The 3,075-nt window shown below is 33.0% G+C and carries 2 protein-coding genes and 1 pseudogene; all 3 read right to left on the bottom strand.

All coding sequences use genetic code 11. The annotated features are described in order from the left end of the window. Window positions 1–661 (bottom strand): annotated as a pseudogene (locus tag ACIQ11_RS10000) (phospho-N-acetylmuramoyl-pentapeptide-transferase); the annotation flags it as partial. Window positions 662–759: 98 nt separating this feature from the next. Continuing rightward, window positions 760–2,223 carry a UDP-N-acetylmuramoyl-L-alanyl-D-glutamate--2,6-diaminopimelate ligase gene (locus ACIQ11_RS09995; RefSeq protein ID WP_396154513.1) on the bottom strand — a complete coding sequence of 488 codons (1,464 nt, stop codon included), beginning with the start codon at window positions 2,221–2,223 and terminating at the stop codon, window positions 760–762. Continuing rightward, on the bottom strand, window positions 2,220–3,075 hold an 856-nt coding region (locus ACIQ11_RS09990), incomplete at its 5' end, for a penicillin-binding transpeptidase domain-containing protein (RefSeq protein ID WP_396154511.1). The genes ACIQ11_RS09995 and ACIQ11_RS09990, both read right to left, overlap by 4 nt.

The following is a 3,075-nucleotide window of genomic DNA, read 5'->3' as shown; positions in this document are numbered from 1 at the left end:
TAACTACCGGAATAAAAATTAACCAAGCCCAATTTTGATAATCATCACCCATAAATGATAGTAATTCCGCATAATCAAACGTGTTATTTTTCATAAATGGAATGGTCGTTTCCATTGATTTCACTTCAGGTGAAGTAGTTTTAATTATCGTTTCTATTCCTTGCTTTTTAAGCACTACATCCTCTTTGATTGTTACATTTGGATGAAAATATAAAGTCACTCCAACAATAATTCCAAGCCCAATTTGTCCAATGACTTTAAACCTACCTTTTAAACCTTCTTTGTCTTTTTTGAAAACTTTAATATAATCGTCTAAAAAACCAATACTTCCCATCCAAATAGTTGTCACCAAAAGCAAAATGATATAAATGTTATCTAATTTCGCCAATAGCAAAACCGGAACCAGCGTAGCTAAAATAATGATTAAACCACCCATAGTTGGCGTTCCTGCTTTTTGCACTTGCCCATCTAAACCTAACTCACGAACAGTTTCACCTACTTGTTTGTTTCGTAAATAGTTGATAATTCTTTTTCCATAAATGGTAGAAATTAACAACGATAAAATCACCGCAATTCCAGAACGGAACGTGATATATTGAAACAAACCTGCACCTGGCAAATTGTACGCTTCGTCTAAGTATTTAAAGATGTAGTATAACATAATTTTTGGGTTTAAATTCCAAACTTTTAAAATTCCAAATTCCAAATCTTATGATTTACTAATTCCAAAATTGGAATTTGGGATTTATTTATTGAGTTTTATTTTTCTAATTGTTTTAATATTTCTTGTACGATTTGCATATCGTCAAAATCCTGACGGACTCCGTTTATTTCTTGATAGGTTTCGTGGCCTTTTCCTGCAATCAGAATAATGTCGCCTGAATTTGCCATTTGACAAGCGGTTTTTATGGCTTGTTTTCTATCTAAAATAGCTACTGTTTTTTTATAATTCTGAGCCTCTACTCCTGCTTCCATTTCATCAATTATGGTTTGAGGATTTTCGGTTCTTGGATTGTCCGAAGTAAAAATGGCTTTATCACTAAAAGAAGCTGCAATATTTGCCATAATTGGTCGCTTCGTTTTATCTCTATCTCCACCACACCCTACGATGGTATATAATTGTTCGTTTTTAGTACGAATATTTTCTATTGTTTTCAGCACGTTTTCTAACGCATCTGGCGTATGTGCGTAATCCACAATTGCTGTAATTTTGGTAGCAGAAACTACAAACTGAAAACGACCTGAAACACTTTCTAATTCAGACAATAATCGTAATGCTTCTGTGCTTTCTATTCCTAATTCGAGTGCCACACCGTAAATGGCTAAAATATTATATGCGTTAAACGAACCGATTAGTTTCGTCCAAACTTCTTCGTTATTGATTTTTAAAACCAATCCCGTTAATTGATTTTCTAATATTTGTGCTTTAAAATCGGCATACGTTTTTAAGGCGTAGGTTTTTTTTCTTGCTGTCGTATTTTGAAACATTACCTCACCATTTTTATCATCAACATTTGTGATAGCAAAAGCAGATTTTGGCAATCCGTCGAAAAATGATTTTTTTACATCTCTATATTCTGCAAATGTTTCGTGATAATCTAAATGATCGTGTGATAAATTAGTAAACACGCCACCTTCAAAATGTAAAGATTCGGTACGTTTTTGATGAATTCCGTGTGAGGAAACTTCCATAAAACAGAATTCGCAACCTACCGCAACCATTTCATCTAAATATTTATTAATAGTTAGCGAATCTGGTGTTGTATGAGTAGCTTTATATTCTACCTCATCAACCATTATTTTTACAGTTGACAATAATCCTACTTTGTATCCTGCTTTTTTAAACATTTGATACAATAATGAGGCGATTGTGGTTTTTCCGTTTGTGCCTGTAATCCCAACTAATTTTAGTTTTTCTGACGGATTATCGTAATAATTTGCTGATAAAAAGGCTAAAGCTTGATTAGAATTTTGCACCTTCACATACGTGCAATTTTCTGATAATGTTGTTGGTAAAACTTCACAAACGATAACCGATGCACCCAAAGAAATGGCTTTGTCAATAAATTGATGTCCGTCTGAAAGTGTGCCTTTAATTGCTACAAAAACATCATTGTTAGACACTTTTCTGGAATCGAACTCGATTTTTTCTATAGTCAAATCAGTAGAACCGTGAACTGATTCAATGGCAACTTTATATAATATGTCTTTTAACTGGCTCACGATAATTCTATTGTAATGATTTGATTTTTCTTGAATGTTTCACCTGGATTGATGGATTGTTTTTTTACTTTTCCAACTCCAATAAATTTTACTTTAAACCCTAAATTTTCTAATAAAGAAACCGCATCCATTCCTGCCATTCCTTTTACGTTTGGCACTTTGTTTGTGTTTCCTTGAGATTTTTTTTCAAATTCGCTGTATAAAGCTTCTTGTTTTTTACTTTTTAATTTGATGTTAGTAAACTTATTTGTGTTTGGAACATCTGTAAATATTTTTTGTGCAATACGTTTGAATACAGGTCCCGCTACATCAGCTCCATAATATCCTTTTGATTTATCTGGATTATGCACCACAACTATGCAAGAATATTTTGGTTGGTCTGCAGGAAAATAACCCACAAAAGAAGACGCATATGACATTTCTGCTTTACTATAGTTTACCTGAGCAGTTCCTGTTTTACCAGCCATTGAAAAATCAGCAGAATACAAACTTTTACCTGTCCCGTTTTTAACTACATTTTCCAATACTTTTCTAACTTTTAATAAAGTTTCATCAGAACATATTTTCGGATTAATTACCTCAGGATCGTATTTTTTAATGGTTTTACTCCACTCTTTTATTTCGCTTACAAAAATTGGCTTTACCATTTTACCATCATTTGCTACCGCATTATACAAGGAAAGTGTTTGTAAAGGCGTCATAGAAACACCATATCCAAATGCCATCCAAGGCAACGTGGTGCCATACCAATTTTTAGCTCCTGGTTGTGGAATTACTGGTTGTCCTTCTCCTTTAATTTGTAAACCCTGTTTTTTATTTAATCCGTAACTATTAATTCTATTGATAAATTGC

It is taken from the genome of Flavobacterium sp. (genome assembly GCF_044361065.1).
In the GTDB taxonomy this organism is placed as follows: domain Bacteria; phylum Bacteroidota; class Bacteroidia; order Flavobacteriales; family Flavobacteriaceae; genus Flavobacterium.
Note: the sequence above shows the minus strand (reverse complement) of the source record. Positions and strands in the feature narration are given on the sequence as shown.